Below are 17485 nucleotides of genomic sequence, written 5' to 3'. Positions count from 1 at the left end.
CAACATAAGTAAAAGTATATTTCTCTTACTAGCATTCTATATTTCTATTCAAAAATTCCCCAATTTATTCGAACCAAACAAAAAGCCGTGACACTTGGTCACGACTTTGCTCCAATCATACTGCTTTCAATCTGTTTTAATTCATAAAATACACCCTGCTTGTTCATGAGCTCCGCAAACGTACCGGATTCAACAATACGCCCCTCATCCATAACGATGATCTGATCCATATGCTGCAAGCCTTCGAGGCGGTGGCTAATAAGCAGCACCGTATCCGTCTTCGCGTGCTGCGTCAGCAGATCATAAATACGCTGCTCGGTCATGTCATCAAGGGAAGACGTTGGTTCGTCGAGAATCCATAGATCGCCGCTTTTACAGATGGCCCGTGCCATCGCAAGGCGCTGTTTTTCGCCGCCAGATAAATTACTTCCTTTTTCTTGTACGGCAGACGAAGACGCAAAGTGTGGCAACCCGACTGCTTCGAGCAGTGAACGAACATTTTCAGGGTTATCACACAACAGGTTTTCCTCAAGCGTACCAGCAAAAAAGTGATTTTCCTGCAATACAACCTTCGCGCGCGCCCAGACTGCTTCGCTTGTGACATTAGCAAGCGGTGTTTCACCAATAACAATGCTTCCGCTATCCGGTTCTGCCAGCTTTAAAAGGAGCTTTGCGATTGTCGATTTCCCAGACCCACTCGCACCGACGATTGCTGTTTTCGATCCGGCTGGCACACAGAAACTTACGTCACGAAGCGCCGGGCGGAAGTCACCGGGGAAGGTATAACTCACATCAGAAAAGGTAATATTACCGCCTGGTAATGTGTTTTGTAGCGTTCGCTTTGCTTCCTCTGTTACTGCTTTTAAACGCTTTGCCGCCTGTTCGCTTTCTTCATAATAGAGCGGGAGCGCAGCCATCGGGGCGGCATGGTCAAACACAGTAAGACTGATCATAACAAGCATAGCAAGAAATAGTCCGTCCAGCTCACCGCCTGCCACCAAAAAGCCACTGACCGCAAGCACAGCCCACACAATGAGCGATGACATGACAGTATTCACGGCATGTGCTTTTATCGTTTCTTGTTCTGCGTTGGCTTGCTCAGTGATATACGTGTTCGATGCAGCGAGCAGCTGCGCCTTCTTATCTCCCAATTGCCCGTGAATTTTCAGCTCTCGAAAGCCCTGTAGCCATTCGGTCGTTTCCGTTGCCAAAGCGGCGCGCGTTTCGCGAATGTTGCCGCTTTGCCCGCGCCGGCGATATGCAAACCAGGCCGGCACGATAAGACCCGTTCCTATTAGACCGATTGTAAGCAGTACGACCACAGCTAAGGAGTAAAAGGAGACAAATACAATCGTGCTGAGAAACACCGTCACCATGACCAGCGGCGGATACACGACACGCAAAAACACATTTTGCATACTTTCCACATCACCGACGATGCGTGACAATAAATCGCCGCTTCGGTAACGCTGCAGGCTGCTTGGCAGCATAGCAGACAATGTTTCAAAAAAGTGCACGCGCAGTTCACCGAGCATCGTAAACGTAGCGCGGTGTGAAAAGTAGCGCTCGCCGTAGCGGCTTGCAGCGCGCAGTATGCTGCCGAGCTTGACGACAACGACCATCCCAATTAAGACATAAAGAGGCGGTGTTAATGCTGCCTGTGCAATTAAATAGCCGTTGGCCGCAAACAGTCCGACCGCCACTACACCGGCGATATAACCAAATACGATAGACAATATGCTATCCCGTTTTTCCCGGAGCATCATACGCACAATCTGCAGTAGCTCGTTCATCTGTTCCGCCTCCTTGTCTTGTAAATAGAGCTTGATATGCTTCTGTTTCATATAATTCTTCATGCGTTCCTTCTGCCGCTATTGTGCCATTATGAATAAATAGCACTTTATCGGCGCGGCGAATGGTCGGCAAGCGATGCGCCACGGTTACGACAAGCGCCGTTTCGGCCAACGCCGCAATGGCCTCCTGCAGAACATGCTCTGTTTTGATATCAAGACCTGATGTTGGTTCGTCAAGCAGCACGACAGACGATTTGCGCAAAAACGCCCGCGCAATCGCAATACGCTGCTTTTCTCCGCCTGATAAGCCGCGCCCACCTTCACCAATGACCGTATCGTAGCCGTCCGGCAGCGATCGTATCATGGAAGCGATATTCGCCTTTTGCGCCGCTTCCTCGATGTCAGCACGGGTCACATCAAGACCAAGTGCAATGTTTTCAGCAATTGTACCAGCGAACAAATACGGCTGCTGGGTAATATAGCTGATTTGACAAAGCCAGTCTTGTTCTTTGTAGGCAAAGCGGTCTTTGCCGTTTACCGTAACACCTTCTGTTTCTAGTAACCCCGCAATGATATGCAGCAGCGTCGTTTTCCCCGCTCCGCTTTTTCCGACAAGGGCGACCTGCCCGACAGACGGCAAAACGGTGTTAATATCTTGTAAAATCATGTTGTCACTGTAGGAAAAGGAGACATTGCGGAGCGTAATATGAACCGGTCCTTTCGCAAGCGGTGCATCACCCCAAGCTTTTGCCTCTTGCACTAGCAGCCCTTCCTCTACCTTCGCTGCGGCACCGCTACTGCTTCGGCCAGCATGAAAAGCGCTGCCAAGATCCTTTAAGAGCTGATAAAATTCTGGCACCAACAGCAAAATGAAAAACGCCGGGAAAAAATCAATGCTTTTAAAGACCACAAGGCGCAGACAGAGCTCAAGTGCAACAAGTCCGATGCTGAGCATGGAGATAAATTCAAGCATAAATGCTGATGTAAAAGCAATTTTTAAAATGCTCATCGTTGAGTCACGAAACTGAATACTGCTCGTTCGAATAAGCTCTTTATAATGACCAGAGCGTCCATATAAACGCAAACTCACAAGCCCCTGCAGTGTATCTAAAAAGCGGCCCGAAAAAGCGTTTAAGTTCGCAAGCTTCTCCTCCGCCTTTTGCTGCGTTGAGCGGCCAATAATCGCCATAAACATAGGAATGAACGGTGCTGTCGCCAGCACAATGAGTGCCGAAATATAGTGCTGCGTAAACAGCGCGATAATAATCATAACAGCCACAACACTAGATACCATGCGCTGTGGCATATATTTGCTGAAAAAGCTATCGAGTTCATCCACCGTATCTAGCAACAAGCTTACCTTTTGACCAGACTGTCCTTCGTAGGACGATAATAGCGATTGATCGGATACTGCCTCTAGCAATCGTTTCCGATAATCATTTTTCGCCAATGCCGCCATACGAATGCCAATTCGATTGGTGCTATAGGAAAAGAACGTCCTAAGCAATAACGCAAGCAGCAGCGCCCCGAGCATCGGCACAACAGCTGCGAAATCTTGCTTTTGCAAAAACAGCTTATCTACAACAGATACAATGAAGTACGCCTGTGCAATGATTGCCCCGCCCATTCCGATCGCTAAAGCAAATAATGTATAGTAAAGCGCCTTTTGCCGGCGCGCAAATGCTTGCAGGTGCTTCATTCTATTTCCTCAACCTTTCCACCTTGCGCCGCGATCCAAAACGAAGCGGCTGCCGCCGCAATTACGATGAGAAAAGGCGCATAAAATAAGAGAAATTCATGCATAGTACTGCCTCCTAGTTTCCTTTTTTAATATATGGCTTGTTCATAATAAACAGCTTAAATACAAGGTATAACGCTGGAATTAATAGAAGCAGACCGAGTACAAATACTACAACGAGTGCAATTGCCATCGTTTGGTTTGTAAAGCTGTCGTGAATGGTCAAATACGGATACAACAGGTATGGATAACGTGATGTACCGTAGCCGTAAAATGCGAGTGCAAATTGCAGCACGACGAATATAAAGGACCACCCGTAGCTATGCTTTTTCAGAAGCCATAGGCTAATAAAGAAGCAAATCGCTGATAACAGGAAGAGCCACCAAAGCTGCAGCATCCCTTCAAAATGCGCCGGATTATGCCATTTCATTTCAATGATAATGCCAAGCGCTGTAATCAGCGTCGGAAAGCTCCAAATCCAGGTGTACTTTCGGAACAGCTTTAGCGCACCGTTATCTTCCGCCACATGCGAATAATAAGCCAAAAAGCTAGCTGAAATGAAGAGAACGCTTGTTAAGCTCAGCACAACAATCGACCAAGCAAATGGACTCGTAAACAACGCTGCATAGTCAAGCGACAAAGTACCATTTGTAGCTTTTTTCACAAATCCGCCTTCAGAAATAATTAATGCAGTAGAAAGCGAAGCCGGAATGAGCGCACCTGTCACACCGTACATGAGTGTATAACCTTTATGCCCCTTCGTACCGTACGTACCAAACGCATAGTAGCTGCCGCGCAGCGCCAATAATATAATGGAAATGCTAATTGGAATCAGTAAAACCGTTCCAAAATAATACGCTGTTTTTGGGAAAAATCCAATCATACCGACAAAGAAAAACACTAAAAACACATTCGTAATCTCCCACACCGGTGATAGATAACGCTGGATAACAGCATTTACAACGTGATGCTGCTTCGTGATAATCGTGGAGGCATTAAAGAAGCCTGCGCCAAAATCAATAGAAGCAACAATCACATACCCGAACAAAAACAGCCATAATACTGAAATCCCTAATACTTCAATTGTCATAGCGCAATCCCCCGTTTCTCCATTTCTAGCTCGGCAGGATTTTTCTTAAACATACGCGTAAGGACAACCCCCGTACCAATCATTAAGATGAGATATAGCACTGCGAACGCGATAAACATAAGCCATACATGGGGCGATGTTGTCGCAGCATCCTTTGTTTTCATCAAACCATTTAAAATCCATGGCTGACGACCAACCTCTGTAAACCACCAGCCTGCTTGAATCGCGAGCATTGCAAGTGGTCCGGAAGCTACAAGCAGCATGCGGAACAGTTTGTTTTGGATAAAGCGCCAATTTCTGCGTAAGCCCATTACATAGGCAAGTGATAATACCGTTAAACCAATACCAATTGTGACCATCGCATCAAACAAATAGTGAATCACAAGCGGTGGGTGATTCTCTTTTGGAATATCGTTTAATCCTTTCACCTCACCTGAGAAATTGCTGTGGACGAGGAAGCTCAGCGCATACGGAATTTTAATCGCGTATTTTACTTCGTTCGTTTCGGTTAAGGTACCAAATAAAATAAGCGGTGCTTCGCCCTCTGTTTCAAAATGCCACTCGGCTGCAGCCAGTTTTTCGGGCTGATACTCTGCCAAAAATTTACCGGATAAATCGCCAACAAGTGCTGTTGCGATTGAAAACACCAAACCGATTTTCATCGTCAGCGCCAGACCCTTACGGTGATACGAGCTGCGGCTGCCGCGCAGCAAATGAAACGCTGCAATGGACGCAAGCACAAATGCAGCGGTCATATATGCGGATGTTAGCACGTGCGCCACCTTTGTCGGCATCGCCGGGTTAAACATCGCTAGTAACGGCTGAATGTTGGTGAGTTTGCCATCCACAAGCGCAAAGCCCTGGGGCGTGTTCATAAAGGCGTTCACCGATGTGATAAACAGCGCGGACATCCCTGCACCTAATGCGACAGGTATTAATAAGTAAAAATGATGCTTCGGATTTTTAAAGCGATTCCACGTATACAAGTAGATCCCAAGAAAAATAGCTTCAAAGAAAAACGCAAAGGTTTCCATAAACAACGGCAAGGCCACTACCTGACCCGCCATTTCCATAAATTTTGGCCACAATAACGCCAGCTGTAATGCGATTGCTGTACCGGTCACAACCCCGACCGCAACGCTAATTACATAGCCGCGCGCCCAGCGTTTGGCCATTAATATGTACTGCTGATCACCGCGCTTCAAACCAAGCCAATGCGCGATCATAATGAAAAGGGGGACGCCAACCCCTACTGTCGCGAACACCACGTGCACCGACAGCGTCAGCATAGATAAATACCGACTAAATTCAACAGACTCCATCTTCCTCACCTCTAAGCTGTATAAATACTATAGCAATAGTATATACCTCTCTTTTTGTGAAGTTTATCACAAATAAGTCGATTTTGTTACAAAACCGTGGAGAAATTTTGACAGGTGACTATAAACTTCTTTAAGAGCTAATGCGTGATTAGTAATTGAAATAAAGCAGCCAAATACAAAAGAAGATAGCAGGTCCCAAACAAGCAATGCCAACCAATTAATATGTCCCGATGCTTTTTATAAGCAACAAAAACAAGTACAATGAATGTAAGAAGGAAGACAGACATTTCTACTATCAACCTTCATTTTATAGGCTGTGTAACATCTTGCTTTCGATAATGCGAATTTCATAATTGAAAAAAACGAGGGAAAAAGAGATTCCAACGCGGAAATCAATAGCAAACTTTAAAAAGCTAATTTTCACCAAAAAGATAACTTGTTTTATATATTCTGGCATAGCTCCTATCACCTTTATGTTCAGCCTTTTGCTTATGTGTATCGGTTCGATATGTTTCATATGAAAAAAGTCGAGGCGCACTACATTGGCTTTGATATGATGTAGATATTGAAAGGAGGGAAACGATGTTACATGAATTAAACGAGGTAATTGACTATATTGAGGAACATTTAACCGACGATTTATCGCTTGAAGTCATTTCTGCATATGCTGGGGTTTCTGACTATCACTTTAGAAAGATCTTTTTTTACCTTTCAGGCATAACGCTAAGTGAATATATAAAAAATAGGAGGTTGTCAGAGGCAAGCTTGGATTTATTACATGGTGAAAAAGTGACAGATGTTGCTTTCAAGTACGGTTATCAATCCATGGACGGCTTTACTAGGGCTTTTAAAAAGTGGAGCGGATTTTTGCCCTCTGATGTAATTAAAACAGGGGTTAGTAAATCGTTTCCTAAGCTTTCATTCGTCATAGCTGTCAAAGGAGGAATGAATATGGAATTTAGAATAGAAAGCAAACCAGCGTTCAATTTGGTAGGTGTCAGCAAACGAGTACCTATGCAATTTGAGGGTATTAACCAAGAGATCGTAAAACTTGCACAAAGCATAACAGAGGAACAACGGAAAGAACTGCATGCACTTCGGAATATAGCGCCTTACGAAATCGTCAGCGCTTCTTATGAGGCTGATGCCAACTTTCTCAAAGAAGAGGGTTACTTAACACACCTTATAGGTGTTCTAACAACTCAGCAGCAAGTAAGCAATCAATTAGAAAAGGTGCCAGTTGACGCTCATACTTGGGCAATATTCCCAAGCGAAGGACCATTTCCTTCTACCTTACAAGAAACAATGGCTAAGGTATATGCAGAATGGCTTCCTTCTTCTAATTATGAAGTTATCAATGCGCCTACTTTTTCTTATACAAAAATGGATAAAGATAAAGCAAATTACGCTTATAGTGAAGTTTGGATTCCTGTTCGAAAGAGATAAAGCAGCCCTTCAGTATTAAATGTCATTGCTATAACAAAAAGTGACCTATATGCATCTAGGTCACTTTTTTCGATTACAACATTCGATGACTAAACGGCCCCATCGGTTGATTTAAAATCGGATCATTTACCGAGATTTCTGGCTCTTTTGGCGGACGCGATCCGATATGAATACGCTTTTGGTCGTAATCATTGACCGCACCTTCTAGCTGCAGCTTTGTAATCAAGTAATATGCATGTTCCGCATCAAGCGGCAAAGTATAATCAAATAAGAAGGTACGTGTTTCCTCTGCGGCAATCGTGAACGCCTCTGCGATCGGAATTTGTTCTACTTCCGACGTTCCCCCGACTTCCATTGCATCCATGCCTTTTACTAATGCGACTGTGATAGAATCAATGCGCTGCTCCACCTTTCCACCTTGGACGACAAGCTCACCGCGAAGATGTTCTCCCGGTTTAAACACTTCCTTCGGCAAATACAACTCGACTTCCGCTGCACCATGTCCTAATTTCGCCATTAATTTTTCCAGCATGTTTCTCACTCTCCTTCAGGTTTTCTTAGCATACCAAAGAAGGAGCGAGAAAAACGGGATGTTATGGAAATGAGATACTTCTGTAAACACTGCTCCTTATACAATAAAGCTATTTTACAAATATGACAGAACCGTTAATCTTCCTCTTCCATTCGGTATTCTAAAATATCTCCCGGCTGGCAGTCGAGCGCCTTGCAGATGGCATCTAAAGTAGATACGCGAATAGCTTTAGCCTTGCCATTTTTCAAGATAGACAAATTTGCCATGGTAATACCGACCTTCTCCGAAAGCTCTGTTACACTCATCTTCCTCTTTGCTAGCATCACATCGATGTTAATAATAATCGCCATATTCGTCACCTCAGACCGTTAAGTCGTTTTCTGATTTTATATCAATGGCATTTTGCAACAACTTCTGTAAAACCGCTGCAAATACGGCAATTACCAGGGAAGCAAACACAGGCACCATTCCCATGATAACAAGACCCGGCGCATCATCCTGTTCTGCCACGAGAAAAACAAAGGGCATCATGACCATGTACACGCCGCTAAATGTAAGGGCACAAACTTTAATATGCTTAAGAGCGGTAACCGCAAGCGCTGAAAAAGCCTGATTTTTGTCAATATAACTTAACAGCATAAACGCCTTATACAAAGCAATGTAAAATGGAATTGTTGAGACGTATATCCCAATTACAAGCGGATACAGCATATGGGCGTAATCGGGATTAGCTGGATGAGTTGCTAACCAATATAGACCGAATATACCCAAAGCCAAAACCGGCGTACCCATTAGAAAAACAGCTGCCTTTAAAAAGAGTGTTTCTCGTTTCATTACAAGCACCTCGCTTCTTTATTTTCACTTTGAATATAACATCCTATTTATTGTTTTACAATAAATTTTTATTAAATTTTATTTATTTTTTATCGATAAACTTCATTATATTTAGACAAAAAAGCATTCCTTATATGAGGAATGCTTTTTTGTCAGGATTGAAAAACGCCGCCAATTGCGCCTTCGTTTCTCCTAACCTACTTCGTATTTCTTCATTTGGAAAGGGTGCTTCCTGATAAAACGCAGCGAAGTCCTGCCCTTCATAGCGCGGCACGACATGCATATGAAAATGAGTCAGCTCACTGAATACACCGCCGTTTTGACAAATCGTCACACCGTCTGGTCTATACAGCATCTTTACCGCCTTTGTCAGACGCTGCGCTGCTTCAAGCACTGCACGGGCCGTCAATGCGTCAAGCTCATCCATATCCTCCACATGCACTTTTGGTAAAATCAGCACATGTCCTTCATTAAATGGATCATGATCTAAAATACAGCAAACCCATTCATTTTCGTACACCACGTGCACAGACTCTTGTTGATGTGCCAAACGGCAACCGAAGCATTCCATCTATTTTCCCCTCTCTCATTCGTGCTACAGGAAGTTTCTAAAATTACAGCTTTACCGGCGGAGCGTCACAACGATAATTTCCGGACGGTTGAACACCCGCTGCAGAATGACGCTATTACCGAGGCCTCGGCTGACAATCATCGTGGTCTCCCCCTTCTGATGTGCACCCGCTGTATAAGCCGGAAACCACCCTTGGTTGGGGGCAATTAAGCCACCCACGAATGGAATACGCACCTGTCCCCCGTGCGCATGACCAGAAAATACGACGTCTACGCCAAGATTTACATATACCGAAAACCATTCAGGTCGATGCGATAACAGCAGCGTAAACGCATTTCCCGGGGCTGCACTAGTAATGGCGCTTGCCACCGTATTACCTTCATCATAGCTACCAAGCGGGTCATCGATGCCTAGTAAACGGATAGATGCTGCTGCTCTTGTCAGCTGCATGGCTTCGTTCCGCAGCACCTGAACACCTGCATCGCGCAGCTTTCCTTCAAGCGCCGCAAACTGCCCCGAGCTCCATTCATGATTGCCCGTTACAAAATAGGTCGGCGCAATGGCAACGAGACGCTTCATAAGTGTTAGGCTAACCTCTTCTTCATAGCGCCGTGCGTCTACCAAATCACCCGTAAACACAATAATATCCGGCTTCTCTTTTTCTACTTTATCAGGAAGCGCTTTGCCAAAATCCTTGCTGTGTAGATCTGACAGATGCACGATTGTATAACCATCAAAAGCAGATGGCAGCTTTTCCGAACGAACGTTTAGTTTAGTTATGGTTAGCAGATTATTTTGGATATAACAAAACACAACCACAAGTAATGCCACTATCCCTATGTATAACCAACGTTTTTTCAAAATCTCACCTCTTTTTTACTAGATTAGCATATTTTACAAAGAGATGTGGAAGCTTCTCACTATGTTTCTTTTATTTTTATTGAGATAGTTCAACTCGCATACAGCATGGTTATCCTTTTTTTTGGTCTTGGTGTGATGGGGCGTACGGATATAAATGATGTACTTATCCATACCACATGCGCTTTCATGGGCGGATGTTGTTTGATTGTTCTTCAGGCGATGACTGCTGCTAATAAATAGAAAAATCTACAGAATTGCAAAAGGGACCACATTATCAATGGGTCCCTCTTACGGTATTATTTTTCAAAAATGCCTGTTTTACTTTTTTCATGTACAATCTATACAGATTGCTATAGCTTGCATGATAATCCAAGTAAACAATAAAAAACCCCCATAAAAGTCCAATCCGGGCCTTGTATGTTGAAAAAAAACCTAATATCAAGAACATAATTACTCCGATACTAGAGATAATTCGTACTGTTGTAACCATCTTATTACTACTGCTTCTTCTCAGGTTTAATAAAAAAACTCCACTCCATTATTCTTAATATGGGTATAACGCTAGGCTTGTCGGACCATAAGATTGAGAAGATTTAAGATTAGGTGTCCCACAAGAGCGGCTCGCGGACCACGTGAGAGCATCTATCTGCTTTTTCCTGTCCCGCAAGAGCCGCTCGCGGATCACGTGTGAGCGGCTATCTGCTTTTTCCTGGCCCACAAGAGCGGCTCGCGAATCACGTGAGAGCATCTATCTGCTTTTTCCTGTCCCGCAAGAGCCGCTCGCGGACCACGTGAGAGCATCTATCTGCTTTTTGCTGTCCCGCAAGAGCGGCTCGCGGACCACGAGAGAGCATCTATCTGCGTTTTGGTGTCCCGCAAGAGCGGCTCGCGGACCACGTGAGAGCATCTATCTGCGTTTTGGTGTCCCGCAAGAGCGGCTCGCGGACCACGTGAGAGCATCTATCTGCTTTTTCCTGTCCCGCAAGAGCAGCTCGCGGATCACGTGAGAGCGGCTATCTGCTTTTTCCTGTCCCGCAAGAGCGGCTCGCGGACCACGTGAGAGCATCTATCTGCTTTTTGCTGTCCCGCAAGAGCGGCTCGCGGATCACGTGAGAGTGGCTATCTGCTTTTTGCTGTCCCGCAAGAGCGGCTCGCGGATCACGTGAGAGTGGCTATCTGCTTTTTGCTGTCCCGCAAGAGCCGCTCGCGGATCACGTGTGAGTGGCTATCTGCTTTTTGCTGTCCCGCAAGAGCCGCTCGCGGACCACGTGAGAGCGGCTATCTGCTTTTTCCTGTCCCGCAAGAGCCGCTCGCGGACCACGTGAGAGCATCTATCTGCGTTTTGGTGTCCCGCAAGAGCGGCTCGCGGACCACGTGAGAGCATCTATCTGCGTTTTGGTGTCCCGCAAGAGCGGCTCGCGGACCACGTGAGAGCATCTATCTGCTTTTTCCTGTCCCGCAAGAGCAGCTCGCGGATCACGTGAGAGCGGCTATCTGCTTTTTGCTGTCCCGCAAGAGCGGCTCGCGGACCACGTGAGAGCATCTATCTGCTTTTTGCTGTCCCGCAAGAGCCGCTCGCGGATCACGTGAGAGTGGCTATCTGCTTTTTGCTGTCCCGCAAGAGCCGCTCGCGGATTACGTGTGAGTGGCTATCTGCTTTTTGCTGTCCCGCAAGAGCGGCTCGCGGACCACGTGAGAGCATCTATCTGCTTTTTGCTGTCCCGCAAGAGCGGCTCGCGGATCACGTGTGAGTGACTATCTTCTTTTTGGTGCCTCGCAAGAAAAACTACCATGGTTCACGTATACGAACGAATTCTAGTTGTCAGAGACCTTTTTCTTTATTCATTTATAAATTGAATTTGTATGACTTCTGTCCAACTAAGTGTAGCCTATCCAGAAATTAAATAGACCACCTCTGTAGTCCATAAATCTTACTAGGTTCAAAGGTGGTCTATTTTTCATGTTATTATTCTTTTCGTTATACCCTTATTGTTATATCATCTTTCGATTAATTGGATTCATCGGATTCTGTAGCGGATCATAAGCTGTGTCCTGCTGCACTTCTTCATGCGTTGTTGATGATGTCAAGCCGGAGTCTGTGATGTACACCTTTTTGCGATCATAGTCATTCACCGCACCGTCTACATCCATTTTGGTTACGAAGTAGTATGTGTGCGTCTCTACGCTGCTGCCTTCATCAGGGGCGCTCTTTAGATAGAGCGGAATGGTGTAATCAAACAAGAAGTTGCGCGTTTCCTGCGGGTGAATCGTAAATTCGTCCGCTATAGGCATCGTTTCTACCTTTGCCGTTTCCCCGAATTCCATTGCATACATGCCCTTGACTAACGCTACTGTTATAGAATCGATATGCTGTTCAACTTTGCCGCCTTGTACGACCAATTCACCACGAATATGGTCGCCCGGCTTGAATGTATCTTTCGGTAAATACAATTCAACCTCCGCAGCACCGTGTCCTAATTTCGCCATTAATTTTTCTAACATGTTTCTCACTCTCCTTCGGGTATAGTTGTCTTGCTTGTCTTACAATACCAAAGAAAAGCTTGAAAATGTGGTATGTTATGGAAATGAGAACGTTTTGTAACCGTTTTTCCCCGAAGTGGAAGCGATCTTTACAAAGGTGACGATCCTGCAACATTTGTTAATTGACCATTGAAAGACTTAGAGGTAGTAGCAACAAAACCACTGCACCAAACACAAGAATTGCCGATGCTTTTTTAGAAAGCTTTTCATTTCCCTTATACCAGCCGCTAAACTGCCAGCGGTTGCGATACACCACAAAAATCAGCAGTAAAACTGCTATAAAGCCTAGCCAATCATATTCTCTACTCCCTAGTGCCTCATATACCTTTGCAAGCAAGCCTCCTAACACACCACCGATGATAAAGAATATAGCGATTATTCGAATGAACTCAAATAAAACTCTCATAGGCCACCTACCTAATATTCGTGTTAACTACACTTTAGCACATAATTTCCTCAATAATACATAAATATGGAAATGGTTTTACTAAACAATAATTATGATTATAGCTGTAATATGTTTTTGATGAACTTATCACCAAATACTTTCCAAGAAAAAGTATCGCAAGGCTATTGAAATCATGTATAAAAATCTACCTACTGACCCCTTATCCTGCTAGACCCGTATTAAATGAGAGCCCTACTCTCCCCCCACTCCCATACTTGTCTAGCTAGCTGTTGATTGTAAGATGCTCTTGCTGATTTCACAGGCTTACCTGTTGGATTTAAATATAAGCCACTCTTCCCAGCAAATTGTACAGCTGCTGCAGCGACAACAGACGATACAGCGGCTTTTTCATTAGATGAAAACTGATTCATGATAGTAGCTGCCATTTTAAGATACCAGGGAAATATAGTAGAATGGATCATTGTACGACTGAGCGCTGTATCCGCACCACCTGGATTTACTGCATTCACCGTAACAGACGTACCATCTAGCTGACGTGCTAATTCATAGGTGAACAACAAATTTGCCAACTTACTTTGCCCATATACGTGAAGTGGTCGATAGACTTCTGTATCCTCTATATCTTGTATATTTAATTTACTCCATGGTGGACTGGCTGCATTGACGTTAACAATGCGGGATGTACCGCTTTTTTCTAGAAGTGGAAGCAGTAGCTTTGTTACTAAAAAAGGCGCCATATAGTTCAGCGCCCACGTTGCTTCGATCCCATCTTTTGTATGAATACGTTCTGTATATATACCACCCGCATTATTTACTAGTATATGAAGGTCATGGTGCTCCTTTATGTGATGTGCTAATTGCTTAATATCTGTCTGTGAAGTAAGATCTGCTAGTAATAGTTGTACATGCTTGTTTCCTGTAAGATACTTAATTTCCTCTACAGCATGTTCTCCTCTTTTCTTATCGCGACCTGTAATTAGAACGGTAGCACCAAGCCCTGCCAAAGCTTGTGCAGTAGTTTTACCAATACCGCCCGTTCCACCTGTAACTAAAGCTGTTTTATCTGTTAAATCCTCGTATATATGCTTCATTTCAAAATATCCTTTCTTTATTTGACTTCCTGAATCGAATGACTTGGTATAAAAATAATGACCAGTATGCCGGCGACAATATGCATCACATTTAATGCTATGATGAATGCAACAGTAGCATCTGGAACACTAAATGGCGTCACAAAAGACAACAGCAATACGATAACCGCAACAATACGAAATACTTTAACAAATGTGCGACGGAAGATAAACGAAAACACCCAAAATACAAGAATCCCCCCTAGCATACCAACGATAGTACTTACTATGACTGGCGGCAAAGTCATCGGTGCCTTTGCCATTTCGATAATCAAGTCATCCGGAAAGGCTCCTAATGTAGTCGCAATCCAATACACCAATGTGTTTATCACTACTGCCACAAAAATAGTGATTAAGCTCGTTAACACCAGCTTCTTACCTACAATTTTATCATGCATATTTATAAGCCTCCTTTTCCTAATACATCGTGTTGTTGCACCCATCTTTTAATCGAATCTTCTATTGTTGGCACCTCGCCAAATAAACGTGCTTGCATTGTTGTATCTGCGACATATTGTCCCGATGCTGCATAATCCAGTGAAGGCTTCAAGCCTTTTATCATCGGATTAAACAAACCCAGTACATTCATTATGATCGCAGTTAACCACGCCGGCATTGCTTTCACATTCACGTTTTTCTCTATCATTTCGGAAATCAATATGGCGATTTCCTGAAGACCGACAGGACGATCTGCGGCAATGTCAATACGTTTTCCAACAGCTTCCGGTATGTCGAGTGCCGCAACCAGATATTTAGCTACGTCATCTGCCAGAACCGTGCTTGCAATAGCGTTCTTACTTACCATCGCCTTTATATTTCCATTCGCTATGTCTTTCGCATTTAGAAGGCTATCTAAAAAACCGCCAGGACGAAGTGAAATAAAAGGTACAGCACTTGCTTCCAAATAATCTTCCACCAGTTTCTTCTGGTAGAAATGTGGTACATTCACTGCTTTATCTGCAGTCAAAATACTCGTAAATACAAATAGCTGTAACCCCTCTTGCTTCGCTGCATCAATTAAGTTCTTGTTGCCAATGTCATCAACTGAAGTTAGACTATCTCCTTTTCTCCTCTGCGCATAACCAATTGCAGTTGTAATTAAAGCATCCATTCCCTTTACAGCGGGTGATAGTGTATGTGGTTTGGTTAGATCACCATATACCACCTCAATTCCTCTGTTTTGAAACACCGCCGCATCTGTACCCTCACGAATTAAAACTCGCACTTTTTTTCCTTGCTGAAGCAACTCGTTCACTACTTTACTTCCAAGGTGACCGGTAGCTCCCACTACTAAAACCTTTTGTGTCTGTTTCATTTGTATTCCTCCTATCTATAGTTTAGAACTAAACCATGTAAGCAAAACTCTTCATTTAGGCATGGACCATATTCAAAACCTAATGGTTTAGAACTAAACTATTAGGTTAAAATTTTTAAAGAGACTCATCGAGCTTTTTTAATAACCGATTTAGCGTGGCTTGTTCCTCAGTTGTTAGCCCTTTAAATTGCATATCAATAAATGTATCATGCTCAGGAACAATATGTCCAAATATATCTCTTCCCTTTTCCGTCAAATATAAAAAATGATACACCCCTTCTTTTTTTCGAAACAAATACTCCTGCTCCTCTAGCTTTTTAATAAGCTGTGAAATATTGCCCTTAGTAACTGAAATCTGATCTGTTAATTCTTTCTGAGTGATTCCTTCTTTAAAACCAATGCGCACAATTAAGTCAAACTGCGGCGGCGTTAACTCCCACCTACGTAAATGCTCGCCTCCAGCTTGACTCACCTTATGAACCACCTTAATCATCCTCGACCAAATTTCGACTGCTCTTCCTCGTGAAACGGGCTGCATACTCAAGTCCTCCTAAATGAAGTTTTATTCTGCATACACGTAGTTTAGAACTAAACTATGTGTTTGTCAATAGGTATGTCATATACCTTTGAGTTTGGACACTTCCCGCTTAAGATCTCACCTAATCCCAAAACCCTTACGAATGTATTGTCTTTTATGAGCTAGACAATCAAATAATGATTGCCTCACTGTTTGTATACATGAGCTTCAGCTGTATCAGCGTTTCTTCCATAGCTATACGTAATTGCAATGAGTCCCCACGATATGCCTGCATTATACTATAAGCTACTCTTTCGCCGCATCGACATACTGCTTCGCCGCAAGAAGTCCCATACCTGTTTCTTGGCGAACGAACTTTACCGCCTCCACGTTCGCCCCGCGCCTAAGTAGCTCTCTCACCTTTTCTGTAAGAGCGCGCTGCTCTGACTCAGACAATGGCTGCCGAACTTTCTCCTTTAAGCGCTGCAGCTCTTTCTGCAATAGCACAATATATACAAGCAGCATAGCGATAAAACATAGTAAAACGGTCTCCATCATTTGTTCCTCCTCTGAATGAATGCAACTGTGACATCTAGTGGCGCTGTTAGTAACGCAATCATAGCCGGCACCGCAAGACTACGCATTTCAATCCCGGGCACCCAAAGCAGCAAATAATAGATCGCTACAGCATCATCGCCACTCGTAACAAAGGCTGCACCAGCACTTCGCTCACTAACAACCAACCCAGGACCGTTCCGACTGCCCAAAGCAGTGCCGTACTATTTTGGATGACAAACAAATGACCAAATAGAGCGTTCATCCCTGTTAGCACACCGAAGTACAATGCAAAAATAGCCAAGATTGGTACGGTACATATAAAACTACAGCCCATCTGTATGAGAAGCTTATACCGCAGCGGTAGCTCATGGTCTTTCTCGTCTTTTACGCGCTGTAAAATGAAATAGATAATAAGATTTACCAAACCAAATATACTCATGCTTATCCACACAAAATTCATTTCTTCCCCCCTAACATATTGTACAATAAATAAAAAGGAGGCTTTTATATGATTACTGTATACGGACCAACTGTTGATCAGGAAACACGCTGCGTTCACTATCATTCCGAAAAAGATATTATTGCCATTCGGTTTAAGTGCTGCGACAAATATTATCCGTGCTACGAATGCCACGATGCCTGTGAAGACCACCCGCGTGCGGTTTGGCCAAAAGCAGAGTGGCATGAGAAAGCGATTTTGTGCGGCGCCTGTCAAACAGAGCTTACCATCAACGAATATCAAAGCGTGACGCATTGTCCAACCTGTAAGTCTGCATTCAATGAGGGCTGTAAAACGCACTATCATCTCTATTTTGCAACGCGGTGAGA

General features: G+C 44.0%; 19 protein-coding genes. 2 read left to right on the top strand and 17 right to left on the bottom strand.

Annotation, left to right across the window (positions count from 1 at the left end):
• Positions 1–98: 98 nt before the first annotated feature.
• From cydC to MUG87_RS18790, 4 genes are all read right to left on the bottom strand, one after another.
• A complete protein-coding gene (gene cydC / locus MUG87_RS18805) occupies positions 99–1793 on the bottom strand; it encodes a thiol reductant ABC exporter subunit CydC (protein ID WP_247084190.1) in 1695 nt (564 codons plus the stop codon).
• Positions 1741–3492 carry a thiol reductant ABC exporter subunit CydD gene (cydD, locus tag MUG87_RS18800; protein WP_247084189.1) on the bottom strand — a complete coding sequence of 584 codons (1752 nt, stop codon included), beginning with the start codon at positions 3490–3492 and terminating at the stop codon, positions 1741–1743. The genes cydC and cydD overlap by 53 nt, the downstream gene beginning before the upstream one ends.
• A gap of 115 nt (positions 3493–3607) precedes the next feature.
• A complete protein-coding gene (locus MUG87_RS18795) occupies positions 3608–4621 on the bottom strand; it encodes a cytochrome d ubiquinol oxidase subunit II (protein ID WP_247084188.1) in 1014 nt (337 codons plus the stop codon).
• Positions 4618–5952, bottom strand: coding sequence for a cytochrome ubiquinol oxidase subunit I (locus MUG87_RS18790; RefSeq protein WP_247084187.1), 1335 nt, complete (start codon positions 5950–5952; stop codon positions 4618–4620). The genes MUG87_RS18795 and MUG87_RS18790 overlap by 4 nt, the downstream gene beginning before the upstream one ends.
• Positions 5953–6525: 573 nt before the next feature.
• On the opposite strand from MUG87_RS18790, the gene MUG87_RS18785 reads away from it, so the two are divergent.
• Positions 6526–7389 (top strand): AraC family transcriptional regulator, encoded by an 864-nt coding sequence (locus MUG87_RS18785; RefSeq protein ID WP_247084186.1) that lies wholly within the window; start codon positions 6526–6528, stop codon positions 7387–7389.
• A gap of 73 nt (positions 7390–7462) precedes the next feature.
• Here MUG87_RS18785 and MUG87_RS18780 read toward each other — a convergent pair whose 3' ends face one another.
• The 13 genes from MUG87_RS18780 to MUG87_RS18720 form a co-directional block, all read right to left on the bottom strand.
• Positions 7463–7921, bottom strand: a complete 459-nt coding sequence (locus MUG87_RS18780) for a sporulation protein (RefSeq protein WP_247084185.1) — start codon at positions 7919–7921, stop codon at positions 7463–7465.
• Between the two features lie 134 nt (positions 7922–8055).
• The gene (locus MUG87_RS18775; RefSeq protein WP_247084184.1) at positions 8056–8271 is read right to left on the bottom strand and encodes a helix-turn-helix domain-containing protein; all 216 of its coding nucleotides are present in this window, start codon (positions 8269–8271) and stop codon (positions 8056–8058) included.
• A 10-nt stretch (positions 8272–8281) separates the two neighbouring features.
• Positions 8282–8755: a DUF2975 domain-containing protein gene (locus MUG87_RS18770; RefSeq protein ID WP_247084182.1), complete on the bottom strand. Its 474-nt coding sequence runs from the start codon at positions 8753–8755 to the stop codon at positions 8282–8284.
• 130 nt (positions 8756–8885) lie between these two features.
• On the bottom strand, positions 8886–9326 hold the full coding sequence (locus MUG87_RS18765; RefSeq protein WP_247084180.1) for an HIT family protein: 441 nt from the start codon (positions 9324–9326) through the stop codon (positions 8886–8888).
• A gap of 51 nt (positions 9327–9377) precedes the next feature.
• Positions 9378–10190, bottom strand: coding sequence for a metallophosphoesterase (locus MUG87_RS18760; protein WP_247087795.1), 813 nt, complete (start codon positions 10188–10190; stop codon positions 9378–9380).
• A gap of 1989 nt (positions 10191–12179) precedes the next feature.
• Entirely contained in the window at positions 12180–12689 is a 510-nt protein-coding gene (locus MUG87_RS18755; RefSeq protein WP_247084178.1) for a sporulation protein, read from the bottom strand.
• A 157-nt stretch (positions 12690–12846) separates the two neighbouring features.
• On the bottom strand, positions 12847–13134 hold the full coding sequence (locus tag MUG87_RS18750; RefSeq protein ID WP_247084176.1) for a hypothetical protein: 288 nt from the start codon (positions 13132–13134) through the stop codon (positions 12847–12849).
• 221 nt (positions 13135–13355) lie between these two features.
• Positions 13356–14228 (bottom strand): SDR family NAD(P)-dependent oxidoreductase, encoded by an 873-nt coding sequence (locus tag MUG87_RS18745; RefSeq protein WP_247084173.1) that lies wholly within the window; start codon positions 14226–14228, stop codon positions 13356–13358.
• Positions 14229–14245: 17 nt separating this feature from the next.
• Entirely contained in the window at positions 14246–14665 is a 420-nt protein-coding gene (locus MUG87_RS18740) for a DUF6069 family protein (RefSeq protein ID WP_247084171.1), read from the bottom strand.
• A 2-nt stretch (positions 14666–14667) separates the two neighbouring features.
• A complete protein-coding gene (locus MUG87_RS18735; protein ID WP_247084169.1) occupies positions 14668–15582 on the bottom strand; it encodes an SDR family oxidoreductase in 915 nt (304 codons plus the stop codon).
• A 115-nt stretch (positions 15583–15697) separates the two neighbouring features.
• Positions 15698–16120 (bottom strand): MarR family winged helix-turn-helix transcriptional regulator, encoded by a 423-nt coding sequence (locus MUG87_RS18730; RefSeq protein ID WP_247084167.1) that lies wholly within the window; start codon positions 16118–16120, stop codon positions 15698–15700.
• Between the two features lie 285 nt (positions 16121–16405).
• On the bottom strand, positions 16406–16657 hold the full coding sequence (locus tag MUG87_RS18725; RefSeq protein ID WP_247084166.1) for a hypothetical protein: 252 nt from the start codon (positions 16655–16657) through the stop codon (positions 16406–16408).
• Positions 16658–16781: 124 nt separating this feature from the next.
• Positions 16782–17117, bottom strand: a complete 336-nt coding sequence (locus tag MUG87_RS18720) for a hypothetical protein (RefSeq protein WP_124566063.1) — start codon at positions 17115–17117, stop codon at positions 16782–16784.
• 48 nt (positions 17118–17165) lie between these two features.
• Between MUG87_RS18720 and MUG87_RS18715 the strand changes: the two genes are divergently transcribed.
• Complete coding sequence (locus MUG87_RS18715) at positions 17166–17483, top strand: CHY zinc finger protein (protein ID WP_247084165.1); 318 nt, start codon at positions 17166–17168, stop codon at positions 17481–17483.
• Positions 17484–17485: the final 2 nt, after the last annotated feature.

Source organism: Ectobacillus sp. JY-23, assembly GCF_023022965.1.
In the GTDB taxonomy this organism is placed as follows: Bacteria; Bacillota; Bacilli; order Bacillales; family Bacillaceae_G; genus Ectobacillus.
The sequence above is the reverse complement of the archived record's forward strand: the minus strand, read 5'-3'. Positions and strand labels throughout refer to the sequence as shown.